The sequence below is a fragment of the Thalassotalea eurytherma genome (assembly GCF_030161415.1).
Classification (GTDB): Bacteria; Pseudomonadota; Gammaproteobacteria; order Enterobacterales; family Alteromonadaceae; genus Thalassotalea_G; species Thalassotalea_G eurytherma.
Window position 1 is genome coordinate 196,121 of record NZ_BSSU01000004.1, and the last position, 18,500, is coordinate 214,620.

Annotated in this window: 21 protein-coding genes; 13 read left to right on the forward strand and 8 right to left on the reverse strand. The window is 40.2% G+C overall.

The genetic code is table 11. The features are described 5' to 3' along the window. Positions 1-44: 44 nt before the first annotated feature. Both QQK02_RS04845 and QQK02_RS04850 read right to left on the reverse strand, forming a co-directional pair. Positions 45-3,158 carry an efflux RND transporter permease subunit gene (locus QQK02_RS04845; RefSeq protein ID WP_284206833.1) on the reverse strand — a complete coding sequence of 1,038 codons (3,114 nt, stop codon included), beginning with the start codon at positions 3,156-3,158 and terminating at the stop codon, positions 45-47. A 10-nt stretch (positions 3,159-3,168) separates the two neighbouring features. After that, positions 3,169-4,365, reverse strand: coding sequence for an efflux RND transporter periplasmic adaptor subunit (locus tag QQK02_RS04850; RefSeq protein ID WP_284206834.1), 1,197 nt, complete (start codon positions 4,363-4,365; stop codon positions 3,169-3,171). Positions 4,366-4,592: 227 nt separating this feature from the next. Here QQK02_RS04850 and rsmE point away from each other — a divergent pair, with 227 nt between their 5' ends. Genes rsmE through QQK02_RS04875 form a run of 5 tightly spaced genes read left to right on the forward strand, consistent with a single transcriptional unit; the run spans position 4,593 to position 8,256 of the window. Continuing rightward, a complete protein-coding gene (gene rsmE / locus QQK02_RS04855; RefSeq protein ID WP_284206835.1) occupies positions 4,593-5,327 on the forward strand; it encodes a 16S rRNA (uracil(1498)-N(3))-methyltransferase in 735 nt (244 codons plus the stop codon). Positions 5,328-5,343: 16 nt separating this feature from the next. After that, positions 5,344-6,297 carry a glutathione synthase gene (gshB, locus tag QQK02_RS04860; RefSeq protein WP_284206836.1) on the forward strand — a complete coding sequence of 318 codons (954 nt, stop codon included), beginning with the start codon at positions 5,344-5,346 and terminating at the stop codon, positions 6,295-6,297. Positions 6,298-6,312: 15 nt separating this feature from the next. After that, positions 6,313-6,867 carry a YqgE/AlgH family protein gene (locus QQK02_RS04865; protein WP_284206837.1) on the forward strand — a complete coding sequence of 185 codons (555 nt, stop codon included), beginning with the start codon at positions 6,313-6,315 and terminating at the stop codon, positions 6,865-6,867. Further along, positions 6,867-7,298 carry a Holliday junction resolvase RuvX gene (gene ruvX / locus QQK02_RS04870; RefSeq protein WP_284206838.1) on the forward strand — a complete coding sequence of 144 codons (432 nt, stop codon included), beginning with the start codon at positions 6,867-6,869 and terminating at the stop codon, positions 7,296-7,298. The genes QQK02_RS04865 and ruvX overlap by 1 nt, the downstream gene beginning before the upstream one ends. Positions 7,299-7,323: 25 nt before the next feature. Beyond that, positions 7,324-8,256: an AEC family transporter gene (locus QQK02_RS04875; protein WP_284206839.1), complete on the forward strand. Its 933-nt coding sequence runs from the start codon at positions 7,324-7,326 to the stop codon at positions 8,254-8,256. A gap of 75 nt (positions 8,257-8,331) precedes the next feature. On the opposite strand, the gene QQK02_RS04880 is transcribed toward QQK02_RS04875, so the two are convergent. Then, positions 8,332-9,246 carry a permease gene (locus QQK02_RS04880; RefSeq protein WP_407705009.1) on the reverse strand — a complete coding sequence of 305 codons (915 nt, stop codon included), beginning with the start codon at positions 9,244-9,246 and terminating at the stop codon, positions 8,332-8,334. Positions 9,247-9,362: 116 nt separating this feature from the next. Here QQK02_RS04880 and QQK02_RS04885 point away from each other — a divergent pair, with 116 nt between their 5' ends. Beyond that, positions 9,363-9,659, forward strand: a complete 297-nt coding sequence (locus QQK02_RS04885; protein ID WP_284206841.1) for an ArsR/SmtB family transcription factor — start codon at positions 9,363-9,365, stop codon at positions 9,657-9,659. A gap of 135 nt (positions 9,660-9,794) precedes the next feature. Next, entirely contained in the window at positions 9,795-10,481 is a 687-nt protein-coding gene (locus QQK02_RS04890; RefSeq protein WP_284206842.1) for a helix-turn-helix domain-containing protein, read from the forward strand. A 60-nt stretch (positions 10,482-10,541) separates the two neighbouring features. Here QQK02_RS04890 and QQK02_RS04895 read toward each other — a convergent pair whose 3' ends face one another. After that, positions 10,542-11,027 (reverse strand): VOC family protein, encoded by a 486-nt coding sequence (locus QQK02_RS04895; RefSeq protein ID WP_284206843.1) that lies wholly within the window; start codon positions 11,025-11,027, stop codon positions 10,542-10,544. Positions 11,028-11,158: 131 nt separating this feature from the next. Here QQK02_RS04895 and QQK02_RS04900 point away from each other — a divergent pair, with 131 nt between their 5' ends. Further along, positions 11,159-12,043, forward strand: coding sequence for a LysR family transcriptional regulator (locus tag QQK02_RS04900; protein WP_284206844.1), 885 nt, complete (start codon positions 11,159-11,161; stop codon positions 12,041-12,043). Between the two features lie 19 nt (positions 12,044-12,062). Here QQK02_RS04900 and QQK02_RS04905 read toward each other — a convergent pair whose 3' ends face one another. The 3 genes from QQK02_RS04905 to QQK02_RS04915 form a co-directional block, all read right to left on the reverse strand. Beyond that, positions 12,063-12,614: a sugar O-acetyltransferase gene (locus QQK02_RS04905; protein ID WP_284206845.1), complete on the reverse strand. Its 552-nt coding sequence runs from the start codon at positions 12,612-12,614 to the stop codon at positions 12,063-12,065. Between the two features lie 68 nt (positions 12,615-12,682). Then, complete coding sequence (locus QQK02_RS04910) at positions 12,683-13,816, reverse strand: PilT/PilU family type 4a pilus ATPase (protein ID WP_284206846.1); 1,134 nt, start codon at positions 13,814-13,816, stop codon at positions 12,683-12,685. A 9-nt stretch (positions 13,817-13,825) separates the two neighbouring features. Continuing rightward, the gene (locus QQK02_RS04915) at positions 13,826-14,869 is read right to left on the reverse strand and encodes a type IV pilus twitching motility protein PilT (RefSeq protein ID WP_284206847.1); all 1,044 of its coding nucleotides are present in this window, start codon (positions 14,867-14,869) and stop codon (positions 13,826-13,828) included. A gap of 33 nt (positions 14,870-14,902) precedes the next feature. Between QQK02_RS04915 and QQK02_RS04920 the strand changes: the two genes are divergently transcribed. Genes QQK02_RS04920 through QQK02_RS04935 form a run of 4 tightly spaced genes read left to right on the forward strand, consistent with a single transcriptional unit; the run spans position 14,903 to position 17,466 of the window. Beyond that, positions 14,903-15,577 carry a YggS family pyridoxal phosphate-dependent enzyme gene (locus QQK02_RS04920; RefSeq protein ID WP_284206848.1) on the forward strand — a complete coding sequence of 225 codons (675 nt, stop codon included), beginning with the start codon at positions 14,903-14,905 and terminating at the stop codon, positions 15,575-15,577. A gap of 23 nt (positions 15,578-15,600) precedes the next feature. Further along, positions 15,601-16,413 carry a pyrroline-5-carboxylate reductase gene (gene proC, locus QQK02_RS04925; protein WP_284206849.1) on the forward strand — a complete coding sequence of 271 codons (813 nt, stop codon included), beginning with the start codon at positions 15,601-15,603 and terminating at the stop codon, positions 16,411-16,413. A gap of 46 nt (positions 16,414-16,459) precedes the next feature. After that, a complete protein-coding gene (locus QQK02_RS04930; protein WP_284206850.1) occupies positions 16,460-17,008 on the forward strand; it encodes a YggT family protein in 549 nt (182 codons plus the stop codon). Between the two features lie 17 nt (positions 17,009-17,025). Next, positions 17,026-17,466: a DUF4426 domain-containing protein gene (locus tag QQK02_RS04935; protein ID WP_284206851.1), complete on the forward strand. Its 441-nt coding sequence runs from the start codon at positions 17,026-17,028 to the stop codon at positions 17,464-17,466. Between the two features lie 36 nt (positions 17,467-17,502). Here the strand turns inward: QQK02_RS04935 and QQK02_RS04940 are convergent, their stop codons facing one another. Further along, complete coding sequence (locus QQK02_RS04940) at positions 17,503-17,751, reverse strand: hypothetical protein (RefSeq protein WP_284206852.1); 249 nt, start codon at positions 17,749-17,751, stop codon at positions 17,503-17,505. A gap of 145 nt (positions 17,752-17,896) precedes the next feature. Between QQK02_RS04940 and QQK02_RS04945 the strand changes: the two genes are divergently transcribed. Then, the gene (locus tag QQK02_RS04945) at positions 17,897-18,496 is read left to right on the forward strand and encodes an XTP/dITP diphosphatase (protein ID WP_284206853.1); all 600 of its coding nucleotides are present in this window, start codon (positions 17,897-17,899) and stop codon (positions 18,494-18,496) included. Positions 18,497-18,500 lie beyond the last annotated feature (4 nt).

Consider the following 18,500-nt stretch of genomic DNA (forward strand, 5'->3'; position numbering starts at 1 on the left):
GCCGTAGCATTCCTTTTAAATCCATTTAACGATTAACACTCAGCTTATTGCGTTTGTGAAGTGCCTTTAACTTTCTCTCTCATGGTTTGCACGACAAGGTAAAAATATGGAATGAGTAACGTGCCAAATATTGTCGCAGCTGTCATACCTGCAAGAACAGTTAAGCCTAAAGATACGCGACTACCAGCGCCAGCGCCTGTTGCGAATACCAGAGGCAACACCCCTAAAATAAATGAAAATGCAGTCATTAATACCGCTCTAAAACGAAGCTGAGCTGCATTCAATGCCGCTTCTACAATACTTTGTCCTTGAGCACGTAATTCCATAGCAAATTCAACAATCAAGATAGCGGTTTTTGTTGATAAACCAATCAAGAGTACCAACCCCACTTGTGCATAAATATTGTTTGCCATACCCACGGTATAAAGAGCTAACATTGCACCAAATATAGCAAGTGGTACGGCCGCAATAACCGAGAATGGAATCGTCCAGCTCTCATATTGGGCGACTAAGAAGAGATAAACAAAAATAATCGCTAAACCAAATAACACGGGTGCTAAATTTCCGGCTTCAATTTCTTGTTTAGACTGACCAGCCCACTCAAATATATAACCTTGTGGTAGTTGACTCGCTAACTCTTCCATAGCGGCAATAGCATCACCTGAAGCATAACCTGGTGCTGACTGCCCTGTAATACTAGCGCTTCGATATAAGTTGAAGTGATTAATCGTTGTAGGACCTAAGATAGGCTTCAAGCTTGCCAACGTTGTTAAAGGCACCATTTCACCATCAGCATTACGCACATAGTAGTAACGCAAATCACCAGGCTCCTGCCTAAACTCAGTTTCAGCCTGAATACTTACTTTGTAGGTACGACCAAATTGGCTAAAGTCATTAATATATAAAGAACCTAACTGAGCTTGTAAGGTTAAGAAAATATCAGACAAAGCCACACCTTGCGCTTTGGCTTTATTGCGATCAACTTCTAAGAAATATTGCGGCACATTTGCACGAAAAGTACTAAAAACTTGAGATAATTCAGTGCGCTTATTGGCGTCATAAATTAACCCATTCATCACCTGTGCTAAATCTGCAGGATTTCGCCCTTCACTATCTTGCAACTTAAACTCAAAGCCTGAGCTATTGCCTAATCCCGGAATTGGTGGAGGGTTAAACACCATGATTTGAGCATCAGGTAAAGACCATAACTGCCCCATTAAACGCGGGATAATTTGGCGCAAGCCTAGTTCTGGTTCTGTTCTATCTTCCCAATCCTTTAATAAGATAATTGCTAGCGCATTATTCGAACCTGCACCACCAAGCAATGATGAACCTGCAACGGTAATAACGTCATCTACCGCAGGATCGTTTTTAATAATCGGGGTGATTTTCTCAAGTACAGCTTCAGTTCTGTTTTTAGAGGCCGCATCTGGCAGTTGCACATCGACAAATAAGTAGCCTTGATCTTCGCCAGGCACAAATGCTGTAGGTACCGATTTAGATAACCAGCCAGTAGCAAAAAATATCACAACAACCACGACGCCGACACCGGCAGTTCGTTTTAAGAAAAAGCCTACCACTTTGGTATATTTGCCTGTTGCCGTATTAAGTAAACGTTCGAAAGGTTGTAGCCATGAAATAGGCTTCATGTGCTTTTCACTCAACAATACCGAGCAAAGCGCAGGGCTTAAGGTTAACGCGTTAATAGACGAGATAAGAACAGCGAATGAAATAGTGACTGAAAATTGCTTGTACAATTCACCCGTGATCCCCGGCATAAAACCAACGGGTACAAATACTGCTAGCAAAACTAAGGTTGTTGCTACGATAGGACCACCTACCTGCTTCATTGCCTTGCTAACTGCCTCCTTAATTGGCAGCTTCTCTTCCTTAAGAATACGTTCAACGTTTTCTATGACGATAATCGCATCATCAACGACGATACCAATAGCCAAAACAAGACCAAATAACGTAATAGTGTTGATGGTATAACCCATAAGTAACATGAAGGCGAAGGTACCGATTAACGATACCGGAATCGCAAGTGATGGAATAATGGTTGCGCGCCAATTTTGTAAGAAGAGAAAAACAACCAAAATAACTAAAGCAACGGCTTGAAATAGCGTGACTTTTACTTCATCGATAGAGCGAATAATAAATTCAGTAGTATCAAAAGGTACTACGTAATTGACACCTTCAGGAAAACGCTCAGATAGCTTTTCCATCTCTAGTTTTACCAATCGAGCAACTTCTGTCGCATTAGCACCCGGTAATTGGTAGATAACTAGGAATGCTGTTTCTTGATCATTTAACTTAGCACTGATCGAGTAATTTTCTGACCCTAGCTCAATACGACCAATGTCCGATAAACGAACAAAGCTACCGTTTTGACGAGCACGAATAACGGCATCACCAAACTCTTCAGGGGTTTTTAAACGCCCTTTCGCTTGAATGGTGTATTCAAATTGCTGGTTCGCTTGCGCAGGTGATGAGCCTAATTTACCCGCGGCAACAATTAAGTTCTGCTCTTGTAAGGCTTGTTGAACTTCAGAAATCGTAACACCAAGTGACGTCATTCGTCTTGGGTTTAACCAAACACGCATGCTGTAAGTCATTTCTCCCATAACTTCCGCACTTGCAACACCTTTAATACGTCCTAACGGCTCAACTAAATAGTTAGTTGCATAGTTACTCAAAAATAGCTGATCAATGCCGTCTTGTTCACTGAACAAGTTAACGCCAAGTAACATAGAGCTCGATTTTTTCTTAACGTTAACGCCTTGTCGTGTGACTTCAGCAGGTAATGAACTATTGGCAAGTGCAACACGGTTTTGCACGTTAACTTGCGCAATATCGTCATCAGTTCCCACTTTAAAATAGACCGTGATATTGGCTGAGCCATTATTACTGGCGGAAGACTCGATATACATCATGTCTTCAACACCGTTAACCTGCTCCTCTATGGGTCGAATGACAGACTCTTCAACAACCTGAGCACTTGCCCCCGGGTATACAGCTGTAATTTGTACTTGTGGCGGAGATATTTCAGGGTACATATTTACTGGCAACATAAACATCGCAAGTAAGCCTGCAATTGAAATTACAATCGATATAACGAAGGCAAACTTTGGCCTTTGAATAAACGTTTCGCTGATCATATTGCCACCGTTACTTAGTTACGATATCTGAAATGGTACCGGTAGTAATATCTACAGACTTTCCGATAGGGTTCACTTCCGTGCCTGGTCTCACTTTTTGTAAACCTTCAATAATAACGCTTTCTCCGGGCTTTAAACCGGAATTAACCACCCACATCGCATTCACACGTCGACCTAAGTCAACAATACGTTGAGCAACTTTATTACTCTCATCAACAACTAAAACAAATTTACCTTGCTGGTTTTCTTGTACTGCCGATTGCGGCACGTAAGCCATTTGTTCTTTATTAACACTTTCAACAACTAAATTAACGAATAAACCTGGCAAAATAACAGCATTAGGGTTTGGAAATCTCGCTCTTAGGGCGACAGTGCCTGTACCTTCATCGGTTTTAATATCTGCATAATCAAGTTGGCCTTTCTCAGGGTAAATTGTGTTGTTTGGTAGCATCAACGAAATATCAATTTTTCCCTCTTCTCGCCCTTCACTGCGGGCTTGCATATGGGTAACGTATTCGCTTTCTTTCACTTGGAAGTTTACATAAATAGGATCGGTAACGGTTAACGTTGCCAAGCTACTGCTTTGTGGTCCTACTACATTGCCGACATCGTAGTTTGATTGACCAATTCGCCCATCGAACGGTGCTATAATTTTCGTATAACTCAAGTCAAGCTCTGCTTTTTCTAAGGCGGCTTGGGCAACTGATACTGCAGCTTTGGCTTGTGACTCTTCTGTGGTGAGCTTGTCGTAATCTGACTGAGAAATATAGCCATCACCGATAAGATCGTTCGCGCGTTTTAAGTTTCTAACGGCGTTATCGAACCCTGACTTACGGCTATCTAGATCAGCCTTAGCTTGTTCAAAGGAAGCTTGATAAGCACTTGGATCAATCTTTAATAAAACATCACCTTTCGATACTCGCCCGCCTTCTCTAAAAGACCTTTCAATGAGCTCACCTTCAACGCGAGCCGTTAAATTAGCCTGTTTAAAGGCCTCAGTACGAGCAACAAATTCATAATGTTCACCGACCGCCATTTGGTCAACGGTATAAACGGATACTGCAGGCGGTGGCGCAACAGTTTTTTGTTCTGTATTGTCACTGCAAGCTGACAGTAAAGCGATTAAGCTTATTGAAAACAATGCAGTAGTAATTTTTTTGCGACGTTCAGTGACGTTGCTTTGTTCTGAGAATGCGGTATTTAACATCAAATTGTGCCTTATAGAACCATGAAGTGAATAATTATCTATGTCATAATTAAATTATGTCATAGATAAATGCCGTTACTATCATTCTCATATTAAACTTTAGTAACATTTACGCAACATTTACACGACAAATACAATTAATTACATATTGATATTTTATCTTTTAGCTACAATATCTTAGTTTAGTTAACAATTTCCATTTAGCTTAGCTTGGTACCTTAGGCCGCATGACAAACCCAAGAATTTATCAAAACACCGCATTTTCTCTCGAACAAGAGTTCGAACTAGATGACAATGCATTTGGCCACACAGTGCGTGTCTTACGCCTATCTGAAGGCGAACAGGTACGTTTTTTCAATGGTCAAGACGGTATTGAATATCAAGCAAAGCTAATACAGGTAAAGAAAAAGACGGCATTTGCTAAAATCATTTCAGCTAATGTTATTGAAAATGAATCGCCGTTAAAAATAGAGCTTGGCCAAGGTATTTCACGTGGTGATCGGATGGACTTTACATTACAAAAGTCTGTTGAGTTGGGTGTTAATGAAATAACACCGCTATTTACTGAGCGCTGTGGCGTTAAACTCTCGGGAGAACGCCTTGCTAAAAAACGTGAACAATGGCAAAAAATTGTCGTTAGCGCCTGCGAGCAAAGCGGCAGAGTATTTGTACCTCAAGTTAACGAGCCTCAACTCTTAGATGATTGGTTGGCCATAAATAACAACACCTTGAATATCAACTTACACCCAAGAGCTAAACATAGCATTATGTCGCTACCTCACGACTCTCAAAACATTCGATTATTGATAGGACCTGAAGGTGGGTTAAGTGAAGAAGAAATCAATAAAGCCAGCGATGCCAATTTTAAAGAAGTATTGCTAGGCCCTCGTGTTCTGCGCACTGAAACCGCAGCACTAACCGCAATTACCGCGTTGCAATGTCGCTACGGCGATCTTGCTTAACGAAAAGGAATATAGAATGACCATTAAACTCGGCGTTGTTATGGACCCGATTGAAAACATTAATGTAAAGAAAGATTCGTCATTAGCGATGATGCTAGAAGCGCAAAAGCGCGGCTACGAGCTCTATTACATGCAAATGGAAGACTTATACTTATTTGAAGGTGAGGCGCGAGCCAGTGTTCAGATTGTTACCGTTGCCGATGATGTTGAACAATGGTACCAAGTTGTCGACCAACGAGACATTGCCTTAAGTGAACTTGATGCTATTTTAATGCGAAAAGATCCGCCGTTTGATACAGAATATATTTACGCAACCTATATGTTAGAACGCGCAGAACTAGCGGGTACCTTAATCGTTAACAAACCTCAAAGTTTGCGTGACTGTAATGAAAAACTATTTACCGCATGGTTCCCTGAACTTAGCGCGAAAACATTGGTGACAAGAAAATCAGATCAGATCAGAGCTTTTCATCAACAAGAAAAAGACGTCATTATTAAACCGCTTGATGGTATGGGTGGTTCATCTATCTTCCGAATTAAAGAAGGTGATGCAAACGTTGGCGTAATTATTGAAACATTGACTAACCATGGTAGCCAGTACGCGATGGTTCAAGAATATATGCCAGAAATTAAAGACGGTGATAAACGTATTTTGATTGTTAACGGTGAACCCATGCCTTATTGCTTAGCACGTATCCCCGCTGAAGGTGAAACACGTGGCAACTTAGCGGCCGGTGGTAGCGGTGTCGCTCGCCCGTTAAGTGCAAGTGACAAGCAAATTGCTGAAACAATTGCACCTGAATTGAAAAAACGCGGTCTATACTTTGTAGGACTTGATGTTATTGGCGATAAAGTAACTGAAATCAATGTTACTAGCCCTACATGTATCAAAGAAATCGAAGCAGCCTACCCAATTAATATTAGCGGTAAATTAATGGATGCGATTGAGCACGCCCTAAAAAGCGCTTAACGGCGGGAGAAATTGATGGATAGTTTAGAAAATCAATTATTGATAGCGATGCCCTCACTAAATGATCCGTATTTCAATAAAACGGTGACCTATATTTGTGAACATAATGATGACGGCGCGATGGGGCTTATCATCAATTTACCCGTTAATATCACACTTAACGAATTGCTTGAGCAGATCGACGCCGACAATAAAGAGTGCGATTCGCTTGAGCAACCCGTTCTTACAGGCGGCCCTGTGTCACCTCAAAGGGGGTTTGTCTTGCATAGTCCTCAAGAAGGTTGGACAAGTTCATTGTCGCTTAGCCAAGAGGTGATGATAACAACGTCTAAAGATATCTTAATGGCACTAGGTACTGATGATGCGCCCGAAGCCTATGTAGTCACCTTAGGTTACGCTGGATGGGGGCCTGGACAGTTGGAAAAAGAAATCCTTGAAAACTCTTGGTTAACAACGCCAGCCGATGCCGATATTATATTTAAAACACCGATAGAAATGCGTTGGAAAAAAGCCACTGAGAAACTCGGTATCGATTTGGCTCACTTATCAACTGACATAGGGCACGCTTAATGTCAGAGCTAGGACAACGTACTATTTTAGGGTTTGATTTTGGTAAAAAATCCATTGGCTGTGCTGTTGGCCAAGAAGTCACGGGGACTGCAAATCCACTTGCTGCAATCAAAGCCAAAGAAGGCATTCCTAATTGGCAAGACATTGAAAAGCTTTTAAAGGAATGGCAACCACAATTAGTTGTTGTTGGTTTACCGCTAAATATGGACGGTAGTGAACAACAGTTGACTAAAGACGCAAGAAAGTTTGGCAATAGAATTCATGGGCGCTTCGGTGTACAAGTTGATTTTCAAGATGAGCGCCTGACTACGGCAGATGCAAAAGAGCAACTGTTTGCCGCTGGCGGTTATCGCAACTTAAGCAAAGGCAATGTTGACTCTAAGTCAGCGGTGTTAATCATCGAGAGCTTCTTCGAAGCGAGCTACCAATAAACTTTCATATAAGCACTAAAAAACCATGAATATCATTCATATCATTGCGCCACTTGTGCTCGTTGGACTTGCTGGTTTTATTGCCACTAAAAGCCAATGGCTAACTCGCACACAACTTGATGCTTTAAGTAAGTTTACTTTTCATTTAGCTATTCCTGCCTTTTTATTTTTACAAATGGCACAAGCTGATATCAAAAGTCATTTAGATTTAGCTATTTACGGTGCTTTTTATATTCCTGTTATTATCGTATTTTTTATAGCGTACGTAAGTAATTACTACTTCCACAGCAACTATAGAAAAGAGGATGATGCTTCTGCCGCCTATGCACTAGCGGCAAGCTATTCAAATAACATTATTGTTGGTTTACCCGTGATATTACTTGCCCTAGGCGAACATTACTTGGCGATAGTATTTATGATCGTCGTGTTTCACTCAGCCATGTTATTTACATTAACCAGTGCTCTGGCCGCTAGAAAACAAAAAACCAGTGTAATGAGTACACTGAAAAGTACCTTATTGAATCCTTTGATCCTTGCTATTATTGCCGGTGCGATGACAAATATCCTACTAACGAAAACAGGTAATAAATTACCGATGATACTCGTTGATAGTTTGACATTACTTGGCAAACCAGCCATTTCATTGGCTCTATTTTCGCTTGGTGGCTCAATGACCTACTACCAAGTTAAAAGTGAAAAATACTTTATTGGTTTTGCCTGTCTCTTAAAATTAGCGATACTGCCGAGTTTAGTCTTTTTAACGGCAACCTATGGCTTTGCCTTAGCCCAAGACGTAACGTTAGTTTTAGTTATCATGAGTGCGTGCCCAACTGGCGTAAACGCTTATTTGATTGCTAAAAATTACGAAAATCATCAAGAAACTGTTGCGGGCACCGTCGTTGTTACCACCGTACTTAGTGTACTTACTACTCCTATCTGGCTTATGTTGTTATCTTAAAATTAGCAACAGACCCTAATACAAATTCATTGAGGCTAGAATAAGTAAAATTACTAGCCTCAACTATCGCTTTCCTTAAAAGATCAGTCCGTAACCATAACCTGCTACAACAGTCATAGAGATAACAACACTTACAAAGGCAATAACTAGGGGGGGCTTGAAAATTGACTTTAATAAAATAACTTCCGTTAAACTTGCACCAGCACTACCTATAATCAAAGACATTACCGCCCCTAAACTCATGCCTTTAGCAACAAGCGCTGCAGACAAAGGAATAACAGCCTCTGCACGAATATATAGTGGAACGCCAATAACAGCAGCAGCTGGCACGGCCCAAGGGTTATTATCGCTAGCAACTTGCGCGATATATTCTGACGGCATAAAGCCATAAATTATCGAACCTATCGCAATACCAGCAATCAAATAAGGCAATACACTTTTGAAGTCTTTCCATGTTGCGTGCCATATCTTGCGCCATGGTGTTACTGTCTTACCTGCGCTGCATGTACTGCCACAGTTTCTATCTGCTGGAGCTTGATAGGCTTGGCGTTTAATGTACTTTTCAAAACCGAACTTTTCTAATGTGAAGCCAGCAACTACAGACACCAGCATGGCAACGACAAAGTAAAATAACGTAACTTGCCAACCAAATGTAAAGAAGAACAAGCCAATAATAATTGGGTTTAGTAATGGGCTGGCAAATAGGAAAACCATCATCGTACCAAATCCCGCTTTGGCTCTCAGTAACCCCTTTAAAAAAGGAATAGTGGAACAGGAACAAAATGGCGTAATGGCCCCTAATAATGCGGCAATAACATATCCCTTACCTTGCTTGTCGCTTAAAATCTGCGGAATTTTAGCCGGCGGAATATAATGTTGTAGCACGCCAACTAGGTAGCTAATTGCTAAGAATAATGCTGTTAGTTCAACAGCGAAAAAAACAAACATATTTAACGTTTGCGTTAATGCTTGCGGTGTTAATTCAATCACCACTCAAAACCTATATTTCTAGAAAATTCGAAATACAAAGAATACCATTAGCAAAAGCAAGATGTTTCTAGTAATATCGAAATAAAATTTGTAACGAATAGGATGAAATGTTGTTTATGAATATTGAAATGGTTGCAAAAGCCTTAAAAGAACTTGGCCATAAAACACGTTTGTCTATATACAAACAAGTTGTCAAAGCTGGTCAACAAGGTATTAGTGTTGGGGATATTCAAGAGGAACTATCTATTCCAGGCTCAACACTTTCTCACCATATATCAGGACTAAGCCAAGCCGATCTTATTCACCAACGCCGTGAAGGTAGGACGTTATTCTGTATAGCTAACTATCAACATCTAGAAGATGTTATCGACTTTTTAAAAGATGAATGCTGTGTAGGTGATTCAATTAATTAATCATCTCGACTATAACCAATTGAATTTATTGAACTGTCAGGGGTTGTCGTGTAATTGTCGTGGCAAATTTATCGTATCCTAAAACGATATAGTCATAATGCTCATCGTTGTCATTAAATTACTAAGGAGCGTCCTTTGTTTTTATCTGTAGAAAAACTAAAGAGACTAAGAAAAGAGAAAGGTTGGTCCCAAGAAGTCTTAGCAAAAGCAAGCGGTTTGTCTGTTCGAACGATTCAGCGTATTGAATCAAACGGTAAAGCTTCTGCTGAGTCATCGTTAGCTATTGCCGCTGTTTTCGATCTATCTCCTAAGTTATTAATAGCAACTTCCAATGAAATAGAAGTTAACTGGACGAAGGAGATAATGATGAAAAATGGATTGGCACTTGCCATAATAACAGGTGTTATTTGGATGCTGGTGATATTGGCTGGTAGTGCAAATTTATATATAGATATTGCATCGGCTTTATTTTTAGTACTGTTTTTATATGGTGCAACGATTGTGACATTTGGCACTGAGGGGCTATTTAAATCAGTAGTTGGTTTAAAATACTTATTTACTGACGAACTGGTTGGCGGTACAAAAGCGAAATACCTTGGCCAAGTCTATAGTGCGCAAGTTAAGTTTTTATATGGTGGCGCATTAATCGGGTTAGTCATCGGTGCAATTGCTATTTTGGGCAATATTGATACTTACGAAGGCTTTGTTTTTCAGCGCGCCTCTGCAGTGAATTTAATTGTCTTATTCTATGCTGCAATTTTGAGTGAAGGTCTAATAAGGCCATTAAGTATAAAATTAAAAACCTGCGATATAGCAACGTAATATTGAAGTTGGGTCAGCACAATATTAATGTGCTGACCCTTCATGATATTGAGCGTTTACTTATTCGTAATCTGAAGCGTAAGTTTCTTCATAAGTATGAGAATAAAGTTCAAATAGGTTACCAAATGGGTCTTCTAGATAAACCATTTTAGCAGGCTTGTTATCATCTTCTGGGTGATAACGCATAATGTCCATACGCACTTTACCGCCGTACTCTTCGGTTTTTCTCATCACCGTTTCAAAATCATCTGTTTGTAAACAAAAATGGAAAATACCTAATCGTGAGAAATCGACTTCGTGGCGTTCTTGACGCTCTTTCATTTCAAATAGCTCAACACCAATACCGTCTGTTGTGACAAGGTGTGCAATATTAAACCCCTTAAAACCTTCACCAAATACAGCAATACACATTCTACCAATAGCTGTTTCGCGTTCTTCGATTACTTTGGTGTTGTTCATCACAATTTTTAAGCCTAGAACTTTTGTGTAAAATTCTACCGCTTTGTCCATATCACCTACCATAATGCCGACATGATTCATTTTCATAATTTTGTACTCCAATCTGTGATTGATAATTGCTTAACTTGTCTTGATGAGCACAGTATAGGAAAGACCCTTTATTATTTGAAATTATGATTTATAATCAAAACAATAATATTTTATTATGACCATAAATTATGTTGAATCCTGTATGGCTACAGACCTTTGTCACCTTGATTGACACAGGACATTTCACTAAAACCGCAGAAAAACTTTTCATGACGCAACCTGGGGTTAGTCAACACATAAGTAAGTTAGAGCATAATTGTGGCCACCCATTAATAAACAGAGATAAAAAGAGCTTTGAATTAACAGAGCAAGGACGACTCGTTTATCAATATGCTCAATCGTTAAAACAAAATGAACACGCATTGCTAGAACAGTTGTCCTTTGATGACCCAAATAACGGGCAATGTAATATCTCATGCTCAGGTGCGTTAGCATTGGTTTTATACCCTAAATTAACGTCATTACAAGTGGAACACCCAGGTATCGTCCTAAAGCTAAAAGCAGCACCTAATCATCAAATAATTCAAGAAGTTCAATATGGTCATACCGATATAGGGCTTGTTACACATATTCCGAACACAAGCTTGTTTGACGTGGTTAAGTTGGGTGAAGAAGAGCTTTGTTTAACCTTTGCTAAACAAAACATAGCGCAAGATATCTTAACGTTAATAAAAAACGATGGATTAATTGATCACCCTGATGCAGAGCATTATTTATCGCTGTTCATTGAGCATAGTCACGACAATCAATTAAGTAAGTTAACGATAAAAGAAATTAAGACGGCCGGTTTTATCAATCAAATTAGTCAGATTCTTGAGCCTGTAGCAAAAGGCTTAGGCTTTACTGTCTTGCCTAAAAGCGCAATCGATAGCTTTGCCCAGTCAAACCAACTCAGCTGCTACCAGTCGACACGAAAGGTGATGGAGACAATTTATTTAATCACCAGAAAAAATCGACAATTACCAGCTAGGTTCCAACAAATAAATAGCATACTTGCCGAGCATTTCACGTAATGAACCAAGCGTTTAAGTGCTAGGTATTAAGCTTTTTTATGAGCTTAGCAGGCGTTCCGCCAACCATAGAGTCTGGTGGCACATCATGATTAACAACAGCATTAGCGGCAACAATAGAACGAGCGCCAATAGTAACGCCTTGATTGATAACCGCGTTACCACCGATCCAAACATCATCTTCAATAACAATTGGCAAACAATAGGTTTCCCATTCGCGTCTTGCTTTAAAATCAATCGGGTGAGTTGCTGTATAGAGCTGCACTGAAGGCCCTATCATGACATGATCACCAATAGTGATAGGTGCGCCATCAAGCATGGTTACCCCAATATTGATTAAGCTATTGTTGCCGATAGATATTTGACGACCAAATTCACAATAAAATGGCGGATTGATAATCGAACTCTCGCCAACATGGTTTAATAGAGCAGTGAGTTTTTTTTGCGCAACAGCATGACTATTAGCGTTATTAATCTCGTTCAAGCGTGAAAACGCATTCGCGCGACCTGCATTTATTTCAGGATCAGCGCCTTCAAAACGCTGTCCTTCTTTCATTTTTTCGTATTCTGTCATATGGCTACTATCGGTAGTTTAACGAGTAAAAACAAAAGACACGCTAATGCGTGTCTTTTTTAGTCACGTTACATGTCGTCTTTATCAGGCTCTAACCCTGATAACGTTACGCCAGACAATGCACCTGTACCACCTTGATCATTGGTTCTTAGTTTGATCATTAAACGCAGATCATTTGGTGAATCAGCATGATGTAAGGCATCAGCGTAATTAATCATGCCTCGTTGGTAAAGGGTAAACAGTGCCTGATCGAAGGTTTGCATACCTTGCTCTGTCGACTTCTCCATCACTTCTTTAATTTCACCAACCTGCCCTTTCTTAATCAGCTCAGCGATATATGGCGAATTTAAAAGAATTTCAATTGCCGCTACTCGACCATTGCCATCTTTTGTTGGAATTAATTGTTGAGCAATAATACCACGCAAGTTTAATGCTAAATCAAACAATAACTTACCGTGTTGCTCTGCTGGAACTAAGTGCATAATACGGTCAATGGCTTGGTTTGCATTGTTTGCATGTAAGGTTGCAATACACAAGTGACCTGTTTCAGCGAAACTTAACGCATGCTCCATAATCTCTTGGCTACGAATTTCACCAATAAGAATGACATCTGGTGCTTGTCGAAGAGAGCTTTTTAGGGCGGCATCAAAGCTTTCTGTATCTAAACCTACCTCACGTTGAGTAATCATACTTTTTTGATGTTCATGAACAAATTCTACAGGGTCTTCAATCGTTAAAATATGACCACGTGAGTTTTTGTTACGATAGCCAATAAGCGCCGCCATCGAGGTTGATTTACCAGTACCGGTACCACCAACGAATAGCACCAAGCCACGTTTTGACATAACAACGTCTTTTAGCACTGACGGTAAGCCTAGCTCATCGGCATCGGGAATTTCAGTCACAATACGTCGAATAACCATACCGGCCATATCACGTTGCCAAAAAGCAGAAACACGGAATCGGCCAATATCATCTATTGAAATAGCAAAGTTACATTCTTTTTCTAAATCAAATTGCTCTTTTTGTTTAGCATTCATTGCGCTGTGAACAAGGTTTAACGCATCGTCTGAGCTTAATACATGCATATCTATCGGTTGAAGTTCACCGTTAATTTTTGCACTAACTGGTAGCTTAGCCGTCACGAACATATCGGAGGCTTTTTCGTCTACCATTTTTTTCAATAAATCATGAAAAATCATATAACTACCTTAAAATCCAGCAAACTGATTTTTATCGTGAGCTTTCGCAGCGGCGTCTTGACGAGTAATCAATCCGCGATTAACCAGGTTTAATAAACACTGATCCATGGTCTGCATACCGTGCGCCATACCCGTTTGGATAGAGCTATACATTTGCGCAATTTTATCTTCTCGAATTAAGTTGCGGATAGCGGGTACACCAATCATGATTTCATGTGCAGCCACACGTCCGCCACCTACTTTCTTAACTAATGTTTGCGAGATAACTGCACGCAATGATTCAGATAACATAGAACGCACCATCGACTTTTCTTCGGCAGGGAATACATCAATAATACGGTCAATCGTTTTAGGTGCAGACGTTGTATGCAAGGTACCAAAAACCAAGTGACCTGTTTCTGCGGCTGTCATGGCTAAGCGAATGGTTTCTAAGTCACGCATCTCACCAACAAGTATGACATCAGGATCTTCACGCAACGCGCTACGCAATGCGTTACTAAAACTTAAGGTGTCTCGATGTACTTCACGTTGGTTAATCAAACATGCTTTGTTTTCATGAACAAATTCGATTGGATCTTCAATCGTTAGGATGTGATCGTGTTTATAACTATTAATGTAATCAATCATCGCAGCAAGCGTTGTAGATTTACCAGAACCCGTAGGACCGGTCACCAGCACTAAGCCACGAGGGTTCTCTGAAATGTCGCGAAAAATATCAGGACAACCTAAGTCTTCCAACGTTAATACTTTGCTAGGGATGGTACGAAATACTGCCGCAGGACCACGGTTTTGATTAAAGGCGTTTACCCTGAAACGGGCTAAATTTGGTACTTCAAATGAAAAATCGGCTTCGAGGTTTTCTTCATATTCTTTACGTTGTCGATCTGTCATAATATCGTAGACGAGTGCATTAACATCTTTGGCATCAAACGCAGGGATATTAAGTTTACGCACATCACCATCAACACGAATAGACGGTGGCGTACCAGTAGACAAATGTAAATCAGATGCATTGTGCTCAACGCTGAACGCTAACAGTTCGGTGATATCCATACGGACCTCTTTTTAAAATAGTTATAAAGCAACATGAGTAATATTAAAGATAACCTTGGCAAAGTTGAACAGCAAATTAAAAATGCATGTCTAAAAAGTAATATTTGCCCTTCAAGCGTCGATCTTTTAGCCGTAAGTAAAACCAAACCCGCCTCAGATGTCGAGTTAGCCTATCAAGCAGGGCAACGACTGTTTGGTGAAAACTATGTGCAAGAAGCGGTAGAAAAAATTTCAACGCTAAATTCTCTTACCGACATAGCATGGCATTTTATTGGTCCGATACAGTCTAATAAAACAAAATTAATTGCTGAACACTTTCATTGGGTGCAAAGTGTTGACCGCATTAAAATCATGCAACGACTTAACGAACAGCGTCCGCCAGAATTGGGTAAACTCAATATTTGCTTACAAATCAATATTAGTGGAGAAGAAAGCAAATCAGGCGCTGCGCTAAACCAGCTCCCTGCCTTAATTCAAGCCAGCAAAGCGTGTTCTAATTTAGTGTTAAGGGGCTTTATGGCAATTCCTGAAAAAGGTGATGCGAACTTGAGTTTCGAGAAAATGCACCAATTATTTAAACAATACCAACTTGAAATACCAACCATAGATACCTTATCTATGGGCATGTCGGCAGACATGGAACAGGCGATACATCATGGCTCAACCATGGTACGCATTGGCACAGCCGTATTTGGTTCAAGAAATTAATCGAAAAGAACACAGAGAACGACATGACAAAAGTTGCATTTATTGGCGCAGGTAATATGAATAGCGCGGTAATTTTAGGTTTAATCAATGCAGGTGTTTCGCCTTCAAATATCATGGTGACTAACCCCTCACCTGAAAAGCGTGAAAAATTAGCTCAAGCACACGGAATTTTGCACACGGCAAATAATGTCGAAGCGGCTGAATTTGCTGACTTCATTGTACTTGGCGTAAAGCCTCACCTTATCACGCAGGTGACAAACGACATTGCAAATCAAATAGACGTTAGCCAGAAATGTTTTATTTCAGTAGCGGCAGGTACCACAATGGCGCAAATTCAACAGTCACTCTCTGGCAAAGGCTCAGTGATTCGCGTTATGCCAAATACCCCCTCTCAACTTGGTCTTGGTGTATCGGGTATGTATGCCTGTTCACAAACAACAGAACAACAAAAGCAAGTTGCACAAGAAATCATGCAAGCGGTAGGCATTATTAAATGGTTAGACGCTGAAGCTCAAATCGATGATATCATTGCGGTTTCTGGATCGGGTCCGGCTTATTTTTTCTTGTTTATGGAAGCAATGGAAACAAAGGCCAAAGCCCTAGGCTTTAGTGACAACGAAGCTAGAGCCTTAGTACAACAAACGGCGTTAGGTGCGGCACAAATGGTTGTTGAAAATGACATTTCAATCGCGCAATTACGTGAAAATGTCACGTCGAAAGGCGGTACAACCCAAGCAGCGCTCAACACTTTTCGCGAAGGTGGTTTACCTGAGCTGGTAAGTAACGCGATGGACAGTGCTATTGCACGTGCAAAAGAAATGGCACAAGATAGCTAAAATTTTGCAGTTTTTTATTTTCTCATTTGTATTTACGGAGTAATTCATGGAAGCGATAAACTTTCTTTTACGCTTTGCTTTTGACGCTATTATTATGGTGTTAATTTTACGTGTGTGGCTACAGCTAGTGCGCGCAGACTTTTATAACCCTCTTAGTCAATTTATCGTTAAGGTTTCAAACCCGTTAGTCATTCCGGTTCGTCGTATCATTCCTGGCTTTGCTGGTTTAGATGTCGGCACGTTATTGGTCGCGTTTATATTTTCAGCCTTAAAGTTCATTGTTATCCCATTGATTAACGGTGGACCGTTCGACCCGTTATCGGCTACCTATTTCGGTTTTCTCGCGTTGATAAAACAAACCGGCGTGTTGCTATTTATGATCATGTTGGTAATGGCTATTATGAGTTGGGTGATCCAAGGTTATAACCCAACTTTAGCTGTTTTTGCTCAGTTGACCGAACCATTTTTAAAACCAATTCGCCGCATTATTCCATCAATTGGTGGTTTAGATTTATCAGTACTGGCAGCGTTTTTAATCCTAAATGTTATTAATATCTTGCTTTCGGGCTGGATTCCATATTGGGCGATGCTTTAAGCAAAGGGTCATTGAAAATGTTAACTCACTTAATAAAATCATTGTTAGCGCTGTCGGCTGTTTTATTGCTGTCTGCACCTGTACAAGCTGAGCAAAAGCAAGTAATGGGGGATATCGATGTCCATTACATAGCACTAAACTCAACATTAATACCGGCGAAAGTTGCCACGAATTACGGTATTACACGCAGTAAAATTAATGCATTAATTAATATTTCTGTGCTTGATAATACAACCCCAAATAAACCAGCTAAAAGCGTCGGGATATCAGGTGTTGCAAAAAACTTACTAGGCCACAAAAAAGATCTGGAATTTATTGAAGTTGTTGAAGGCGATGCGATTTATTATCTCGCACAGTTGCGCTTTACCAATGAAGAGCAATTTACTTTTACGATTACCTTATTAGATCAAGGCAAAGAACACACCTTAACCTTTAAGCAAAAACTTTACGCTGATTAATCAAAAAAGCCACCTTAATTAAGGTGGCTTTTTCTTTTAGTCTTTGTCTTTCTTTCGAAACAATTCAAAAAACGATACAACCATTGGTCCAAAGTCATCAGCCTCATTTCGCTTTTGTTTCGCTAAGTTATGCTCTTCTACTGCGACACCTGGCTGACCTATAGATTCATAATAGTCACTGGCTTTATCATGTATCGCTGCTTGCTTTTCTATGCTTTGCGTTGATGCACAACTACTGACGAATAAAACAAAACCTATTACGGTGAAAATTCTAAATGGTTTCAAGGGAACTCCATTAATCCTTAAATAGTTATTGAACCATACACTAACGGCTTAATTAACGCTATTTCAGCGTAAAGCAAATGGCTTTTATGCTAACTTTGCGTCATAATTCGCCGGTAAAATTTTCTTCCCAAACTAGGTAATACCGATGAAAAAAATCGTTTTAGCAACAGGCAACAAAGGCAAAGTCAAAGAGCTCGGTGAGTTATTGGCAAGCTATCAGATGGAGGTTTTGCCGCAAAACGAATTTAACGTTGGTGATGTAGCAGAAACCGGTACAACCTTTGTTGAAAATGCCATTATTAAAGCGCGACACGCGGCAAAAATTACCGGCCTACCTGCCATTGCAGATGATTCAGGTTTAGAAGTTGATGCGTTAGACGGAGCGCCCGGCGTATATTCAGCCCGCTATGCTGGCGAGCATGCTACCGATAGCGATAATAACGAAAAATTACTCAAAGCATTGGATGGCGTTGAGCAATCAAAACGTACTGCACGTTTTCATTGTGTGTTGGTATATATGGCGCATGAGAATGATCCTACCCCAGTTATTTGTCATGGTAGCTGGGAAGGTGAAATACTAACAAGCGCTATGGGTGAGCAAGGCTTTGGCTACGACCCGTTATTTTGGGTAGCACAAGAACAAAAGTCTTCGGCGCAGTTAGATAGAGATATTAAAAATAGCCTAAGCCATCGTGGTAAAGCGCTTGCTAAGCTAGCGACTCACTTTAGCCAATTGAAGGGTTAAGGTT